General features: G+C 66.1%; 5 protein-coding genes. All 5 read left to right on the top strand.

Features of this window, described 5'->3' with window-relative positions:
* Positions 1–43 precede the first annotated feature (43 nt).
* Positions 44–1,237: an HlyD family secretion protein gene (locus tag HNO82_RS10120; RefSeq protein WP_175343622.1), complete on the top strand. Its 1,194-nt coding sequence runs from the start codon at positions 44–46 to the stop codon at positions 1,235–1,237.
* Positions 1,234–2,802, top strand: a complete 1,569-nt coding sequence (locus HNO82_RS10125; protein ID WP_175343623.1) for an MDR family MFS transporter — start codon at positions 1,234–1,236, stop codon at positions 2,800–2,802. Before HNO82_RS10120 ends, HNO82_RS10125 begins: the two co-directional genes overlap by 4 nt.
* Entirely contained in the window at positions 2,802–4,277 is a 1,476-nt protein-coding gene (locus HNO82_RS10130) for an efflux transporter outer membrane subunit (RefSeq protein WP_175343624.1), read from the top strand. Before HNO82_RS10125 ends, HNO82_RS10130 begins: the two co-directional genes overlap by 1 nt.
* A 292-nt stretch (positions 4,278–4,569) precedes the next feature.
* On the top strand, positions 4,570–5,097 hold the full coding sequence (locus tag HNO82_RS10135) for a hypothetical protein (protein ID WP_175343625.1): 528 nt from the start codon (positions 4,570–4,572) through the stop codon (positions 5,095–5,097).
* 273 nt (positions 5,098–5,370) lie between these two features.
* On the top strand, positions 5,371–8,064 hold a 2,694-nt coding region (locus HNO82_RS10140), incomplete at its 3' end, for a S8 family peptidase (protein WP_175343626.1).

Below are 8,064 nucleotides of genomic sequence, written 5' to 3' on the forward strand. Positions count from 1 at the left end.
TTCCGTTTGAAACCTTCCGCGCCCCGATATTAGGATAAAAAAGATGACCGACGCCACACCCGGCAAACCAGAAGCCAGTCCATCCCAGCCAGACTCCTCCTCTCCCGGTAACGACAAGAACAGCGCTCCCAAGAAACGCATGAGCCCGCGTGCCCGTTTCATCCTGCGTACGCTGGGTTTGCTGGTGCTGGTCATCGTAGCGGCCTGGGTGCTGTACTACCAGTTCCGTGGCAAGTATCTCGAAAGCACCAATGATGCCTTCGTCCAGGCCGACAGCGTGACGGTCTCCTCCAAGGTCACCGGTTATGTCGACCAGGTGCTGGTGGCCGACAACCAGATCGTCAAGGCCGGCCAAGCACTGGTACGCATCGATGCCCGTGATTATTCCGCGCAGGCGGCCCAGGCCAAGGCCCAGATCGATGCCGCCGCCGCCAGCGAGGAAGCTGCCAAGGCGCAGCTGGCCGAGCAGCAGGCCGCCATCGCCCAGGCCAAGGCACAGCTGGCCTCGGCGGACGAGGATGCCCGCTTCGCCAGCGCCGAAGTGGAACGCTACACGCCCCTGGCCGCCTCCGGCGCCGAGACCCGCGAACGCCTGACCAGCCTGCGCAACCAGCAGGCCCAGGCGCGCAGCACCGTGGCGGCGCGCCGTGCGGCGCTGGATGCGGCCCAGCTGCGGGTGCGCTCGCTGCAGGCGCAGGTGCGCCAGGCCCAGGCCCAGGGCGAAACCGCCCGTGCGCAGTATGACGCCGCCAGCGTCAACCTCGGCTACACCGAGATCCGCGCCAGCGTGGATGGCCGCATCGGCGACAAGCAGGTGCGGGTCGGCCAGTTCGTCTCGCCGGGGACGCGCATGATGACCGTGGTGCCGACACACTTCTACGTCTCGGCCAACTTCAAGGAAACGCAGATCGGCATCATGCGCATCGGCCAGCCCGCCATCATCAAGGTCGATGCCTTGCCGGGCGTGGAGTTCCACGGTCATGTGGACAGCCTCTCGCCGGGCACCGGTGCGCAGTTCTCGCTGCTGCCGCCGCAGAACGCCACGGGCAACTTCACCAAGATCGTCCAGCGCGTGCCGGTGCGCATTGCCATCGATGCCACCCCGGAAGAAACCCGCGCCTTCGTGGCCGGCCTGTCGGTGACGGTGGAGGTCAACACCATCGCCGCCAAGGATGAACTGCGCGATCTGCGCGAACGCAACAGCGAGATCAACGCCACCCGCAAGGAGCCGCAGTGAGCAGCGCCGCGCGCGCCGCGTCGCCAGGGCAGGGCGTCCAGGGAGAGAAGGCCGATGCCGCTGCCTGGCTGGCAGTAGCCGCCGGTACGCTGGGCGCGCTCATGGCCACGCTGGACATCTCCATCGTCAATTCCTCGCTGCCCACCATCCAGGGCGAGATTGGTGCTTCCGGCACCGAAGGTACCTGGATCGCCACCGCCTATCTGGTGGCCGAGATCGTCATCATCCCCATGTCGGCCTGGCTGGAGCGGCTGCTGGGGCTGCGCGTGCTGCTGCTGACGGCAGCCAGCCTGTTCACGATGTTCTCGGTGCTGTGCGGTCTCTCGACCACGCTGCCGATGATGATCGTGGGGCGGGTCGGGCAGGGCTTCACGGGCGGTGCGCTCATTCCGACCGCCATGACCATCATCGCCACCCGGCTGCCGCGCGCGCAGCAGCCGGTGGGCAATGCCCTGTTCGGCGCTACTGCCATTCTCGGGCCGGTGCTGGGGCCGGTGATGGGAGGCTGGCTCACCGAGAACGTCAGCTGGCACTACGCCTTCTTCATCAACCTGCCGGTGGGCGCGGCCCTCATCACCTTGCTGCTGGTGGCGATCCCCTATGAGCGTCCCAAGTTCGAGCAGTTCGGCCAGGCTGACTGGTTCGGCATTGCCGGGCTGGCGCTGGGGCTGGGCGGGCTGACGGTGGTGCTCGAAGAGGGCGAGCGCGAGCAGTGGTTTTCCTCGCCCGACATCCGCTGGCTGGCCGCCACTTCCGTGCTGGGTTTCATCTTGCTGGCCATCGGCCAGGTGCGCTCGCGCCATCCGGTGATCCAGCTGCGGCTCTTGCGTGACCGCCAGTTCGGCTCGGTGGTGATGATGGCCATGATCGTGGGCGTGGCGCTGTATGGCACGGCCTATGTGATCCCGCAGTTCCTCTCCGGCATCGCCGGCTACAACTCCTTGCAGTCGGGCTGGATCGTGCTGCTCTCGGGCGTACCGATGATCCTGATGATGCCCTTCACGCCCTTGCTGATGCGGCTGGTGGACATCCGCATCGCCGTCGGCACGGGCTTCCTGCTGCTGGCGACATCGGCCTTCATCGAGACCGACCTCAGCCCGCTCTCCTACGGCGGCTCCTTCGTGGCCTCGCAGCTCATGCGCGGGGTGGGCACCGTGCTGGCGATGCTGTTCCTGAACCAGGCGGCGATCCGCTCGGTGCCCCCCTCGCAGGCCGGCGATGCCTCCGGACTCTACAGCGCCGCGCGCAATCTTGGCGGCTCGCTGGCGCTGGCTGCCATCGCCGTGATCCAGGACCAGCGCCTGTGGCTGCACAGCCGCCGCCTGGAAGAAAGCCTCAACGCCAATTCCGAGCTGGTGCAATCCACCATCGCTGCGCAAGGCCATCTGCTGGGCGGCCAGGATGTGGCCATCCGGCTCATGGGCAGCACCATCCAGGCCCAGGCGCTGACCATGACCTATGCCGACCTGTTCTGGCTGCTGGGCGTGGCCATCCTGTGCGTGACGCCGCTGGTGCTGTTCCTGCGTCCCTTGCCGACCCATGCCGCACCGGTGGCTTCTCATTGATGAACAACATGGACAAGACCTCTTCTTCCTTCCCGGCCACGCGCCTCATCGCCCTGGCCGCGGCAGCTCTGCTGGCCGGCTGCGCCCTCGGTCCGGACTATGCCGGCCCGCCCGAGGCCGCCCCGCAAGCCGCACACACCAGGCAGTTCGTGCGCGGCGGCGACACCGTGACTACCACCGCGCCAATCAACCAGTGGTGGCAAGCCCTGGGTGATGCCGAGCTCACCAGTCTCATCGAACGCGCCTTGCAGGCCAACCCGAATCTTGCCGTGGCCCGCGCCCGCCTGCAGCAGTCGCGCGCCGGGCTGGCGCTGGAGCAGGCCAACGCCGCGCCCAGCGTGGGCGCCTCGGCGCTGGCGGCGCACGCACGCCTGCCACCGGCCAATCTGGGGGCGCTGACCGGCGGTTCCAGCTCCGGCAATGGCTCGGCCACCAGCGCCAATCTCTACAGCGTGGGCTTCGATGCCAGCTGGGAGATCGATCTCTTCGGTGCACACCGCCGCGCCGTCCAGGCAGCCACGGCGACGGCGGACGCCGCGCAAGCCTCGCTGGCCGATGTACAGGTCAGCCTGGCCGCCGAAGTGGGCAACGCCTATATCAGCCTGCGCGACCGCCAGCAGCGCCTGACGCTGGGCCGGCAAGCGGTGCAGGCGCAGCAGCAGATGCTGCAGCTGACCGATCAGCGGGTCCAGCGCGGCACCGCCTCGTCGCTGGATCAGTTGCGTGTCCAGAACCAGCTCGATGCCAGCCGCGCCGACCTGGTCCCCCTGCAGGCCGAGCGAGATGCCTACCTCAACCAGCTGGCCACGCTGCTGGGGCAGGAGCCCGGCACGCTCGATGCGGAACTGGCCGCGACCGCACCGGTGCCGCTGCCACCGCAACAGGTCGCCGTCGGCGATCCGGTGTCGTTGCTGCGTCGCCGGCCCGACGTGCGTGCGGCCGAGCGCACGCTGGCCGCCGATACCGCCAGGATCGGCCAGGCCGAAGCGGCACGCTATCCCAGCCTCAAGCTCTTTGGTGTCATCGGGCTGGGCGGCACGCATCCATCGGACCTGACGCGCCTGGATGATTTCGCTGCCATCGGCGCCCCCATGCTGAGCTGGAATTTCCTCGACTTTGGCCGCGCCAGGGCGCGCGTCACGCAAGCCGAACGGGTGCGTGACGAAGCCGAGATGAAGTACCGCCAGGCCGTGCTCGAAGCGCTGCGCGATGCCGAGGATGCGCTCTCGCGCATGCGCTATGGTCGCATCAGCGTGGCCACGCTCGCACGTACCAAGGTCTCCGCCGACCGTGCGCTGGCGCTGGCGCGGCAACGCTATGAGGCCGGTACCGGCACGCTCATCGAGGTGCTCGATACCACCCGCCAGCAACTCACCGCGCAACAGAACCTGTTGCAGGCCGAGGCCAATCTCACGCGCAGCTTCGTGGGCATCCAGAAGGCGCTGGGACTGGGCTGGTCCGACCAGCCGGGCTGAATCCGCCCGAGCGCACCCCCACGCCGGCAGCGCCTCGATGCGCTGCCGGTTTTTTTGCGCCATTGCGACAGAAGATTCATCTTCCGGGTGGGTAAGCTTACGAAAAATAATTCACATATTCTTTACGGAAGCTGCACCAAAAGACAGTGTCCAGAATCGCCCAGTGCTCCGACAATACGCGACATAACAAGCGGTGAGCAGCGTCCCTCCGGGGATGAAAAAAAACGAGGACGGGGCATCCGGCATGGTGGTTTGCCCTGATCGATTCCGCAGCGTCGAGGTGGGCAAACAGATGAGCAATCGTGAGAACCTGAGCAAGCATGGCGCGCCGCATGTTGCGGCGATCTTCCTTTCCTATTGGCGCAATGCCCTCATGCTGCTGGTGCTGGGCCTGATGCTGGGCCTGGCCGCCAGGGCCCAGCACCGGGTCAGCGGCCATAGCTACAGCCTGGCGTCCACGGCCGGCATCGTCAATCTGGCGGCGGGCCTGGGCCTGGTTCCGGGGACCTTTGATCTTGGCCTGCAGCTCGGTACTTCGCGTCGGCAAGACACATTCTTCGGCACCGCTGGCGTGGCTGATCTGGATCTGTCCCTGCCGGGCCAACCTGGTCAACGTTCATTGTCAGGCGTGCTCTCGCAGCTGCATTCCGGCGGGCGTGCGCTGCCGCCACGCAGTCACCATCCGGCCAGTCGCTTCGAGCTCCTTGCCGAGCGCGACGGCCTGGCCGCCCTGACCGAGGCCGTGCCCGGAACGCCGCGTCCGCCCTGGCCATTCAAGGCCAGCGTGAGCTATCGGATCCGCGCCAACTGGCGTTTCTGAAGCAGGTTGCGGTCAGCGCGGCTGAGCTGGCTTGCGCTTCTTTTTTGTCTTTTCCTTCCTCTGATCACGCCCTGGCGTGATGCTAAAAACAGCACATTGTCTGCGTGCAAACAGCACCAAAAGACAATGTGCAGAACCTGGTCGGCCCCCGACAATTCGCCCCTACAAAAAGCCGGTATCAGCCGGCATCCGGGGCGACGACACGCAGCGCGGGGGCGGGCAAGCATTCCCGATCTCCTGGCCAATTCCACACGATCGACCTAGGAAGGGAAGATGAAGAAGAACAAGAAGTCGCTACATCAAGTCGCGCCGATGCCACCGGCCGTCTTCAAGAAAAAAGCCTTGTATGCTGCCGTATTGCTGACACTGGGCCCGGCCCTGAGCGTGCCGGCGATGGCGCAGAGCTATGTCAACTATGACGGCAGCACCAGTACCGATGCGGCAGCGGCCGTGGCCAGCTGGGCCGACAACAAGGAGTTCAAGACCAACTGGGGCCTGGGCGCCATGAATGCCCAATATGCCTATGCGGCGGGCTACACCGGCCTGGGCATCAAGCTGGGCTCGGTCGATTCGGGGCTCATGCTGACCCATGCCGAATTCGTCGGCCGCAACGCCACGCCGCTGGCCGTCGTGGGGACCTATGCCAACGATGGATCGCAATACCAGGATGGCAAGCAGCCCTGGAAGGCTGGTGACGCCTTCAGCACCACCGGTGCCCTGAGCTCCCTCAACGACAAGCACGGCAGCCATGTCTCCGGCACCATCGCGGCATCCAAGAATGGCGCCGGTTTCCTGGGCGTGGCGTTCGACAGCGACTACTACATCACCAATACCAACGGCACCGACAGTTCGGTCTATGGCGTGAACGTGGACTACAACTACTTCAAGGCGGCCTACGGCAATCTCGCCAGCGCGGGTGTGCGCGTGATCAACAGCAGCTGGGGCAGCCCCGATTCACGCGATGATTTCGGCAGCATCGGCGGCGTGGCGGCCTCCTACCAGCGCCTCCAGGGCGGCGGCAAGAAGAGCTGGCTGGATGCGGCAGCCGACGTCGCGCAAGAGTCCAATGCGCTCATGGTCTGGGCCGCCGGCAATACCGGCAAGGCCAACGTCAACATCCGCTCGGCGTTGCCGTATTTCAGGCCGGAGCTGGAGCAGAACTGGATCGCGGTGGCCGCGGTCAATGCCAGTTCGGCGCTGCCCAGTTTTTCCAACCAGTGCGGTCTGGCCAGGTACTGGTGCGTATCCGCACCGGGCTCGGCCATTCCCAGCCTGAACATTACCTCCGACACCGCCCTGGTCAACGCCTCCGGCACCTCCATGGCGGCCCCCCACGTGACCGGCGCGCTGGGCCTGCTGATGCAGCGTTATCCGGAGCTGGACAACCAGGCCATTCGCACCATTCTGCTGACTACGGCCAAGCATCTCGGCGATGGTCCGGCCGATGCTCCCAACGCCATGTTCGGCTGGGGCTTGCCGGATCTGAACAAGGCCCTCTACGGCCCCGGCCAGTTGCTGGGCGTCTTCAATGCCAGGATCGGTGCAGGCAAGGCCGATACCTGGAGCAACGACATTTCCGAAGCCGCGCTGATCCAGCGCAAGAGCGAAGAGAAGGCGCAACTGGCCGCCTGGGAGGCTTTGTCTCCCTCCACATTGCAAGCGGCGCTCGACAGTGCCACTGCGGTCGTCACGGCGAAGGTCGACAGTGACTACGATGCGGCCCTGGCGCTGGTGCAGACGCGGGCCCGACTCAACGCCGCCTATCAGGCCAGCAAGAGCAAGGCCGACAATACCGCCTTCCAGAACGCCGACAAGGCCGTGACCGCCAACACGCTGGCGGCCGCCATTCTGAAGCAGTCCGGCAGCGGGCCTTTGCTGAGCAAGGAGCAATTGCTGACCTACATGCTCTCCACCGATGCCAATACCGTCGCGGCCAACCTGGCCCTGGGCAACTACAACGGCCAGACCGCCTACCTCGACGCCGTGCGCAAGAAGACCGATGCCGACTACGTGGGCAGCCTGGTCAAGACCGGCGAGGGCAGCCTGACCCTGTCGGGCAACAACAGTTATTCGGGCGGCACCCGCCTGGAAGGCGGCACGCTGGGCGTGGCCTCGTCCACCGCGCTGGGCAGCGGCGCGCTGGTCATGGGCGATGGCACCACCCTGCGCGCCGCCGCTGACAGTCTGACCCTGGCCAATGCGGTGCGCATCAGCGGTACGGGCAATATCGATACTCAGGCTTTCACCTTCACGCTCAACAACGGCATTGCCGATGGCAGCGCGCCGGGCAGCCTGGTCAAGCAGGGCGAGGGGACGCTGCGCGTGCTCGGTACGGTGAGCTACAGCGGCAATACGACGATCGCGGCCGGCACGCTGAGCGTGCCAGGCTACGTCCAGACGGCGGGACAGACCCTGACGATAGGCGTGGCCAGCGCCACCCAATACGGCAAGCTGGTGGTGACCGATGCGGCCAGCTTCGCCTCGGGCGCCGCGATGGCGGTCGATGTGGCCAAGGCTGCGACGCTGAACAACGGTCAGAAGCTGGCTGGCGTGGTCACGGCCGGCAGTCTCAGCGCGCCGCGCCTGAACGTTTCGGACAATTCGCTGCTGTTCGACTTCCACCCCGTGGTGACGAGCAACGCCGTGGACCTGGATATCGTCAGTGCGGTGAGTATCGACAAGCTGGTCCATGACACGCTCGCGCCGGCCGCTACGCCGGCAAGCACATCTGAATCCGGTACACCGGCGGCGAGCGCAGCGGTGACCAGTACACCTGCCTCCGCTGCTCCTGTCACCAACACATCGGCCACCACTACACCTGCCGCAAGTGTAGCGGCGGAGAGCACGCCAGTGTCCAATACACCAGCCGCAAGTACACCGGTAGACAGCGCGCCGGCTTCCAGTACGCCTGCCGCGAGCACGCCGGTAACGAGTGCGCCTGCTACCAGTACGCCTGCCGCGAGCACA

Source organism: Herbaspirillum sp. C9C3 (assembly GCF_013359625.1).
In the GTDB taxonomy this organism is placed as follows: Bacteria; Pseudomonadota; Gammaproteobacteria; order Burkholderiales; family Burkholderiaceae_D; genus Herbaspirillum.

Bases quoted from the DNA above. Each gene is read 5' to 3' on its own strand.
- HNO82_RS10120 (WP_175343622.1), top strand. From the start codon at position 44: ATGACCGACGCCACACCCGGCAAACCAGAAGCCAGTCCATCCCAGCCA.
- HNO82_RS10130 (WP_175343624.1), top strand. From the start codon at position 2,802: ATGAACAACATGGACAAGACCTCTTCTTCCTTCCCGGCCACGCGCCTC.
- HNO82_RS10135 (WP_175343625.1), top strand. From the start codon at position 4,570: ATGAGCAATCGTGAGAACCTGAGCAAGCATGGCGCGCCGCATGTTGCG.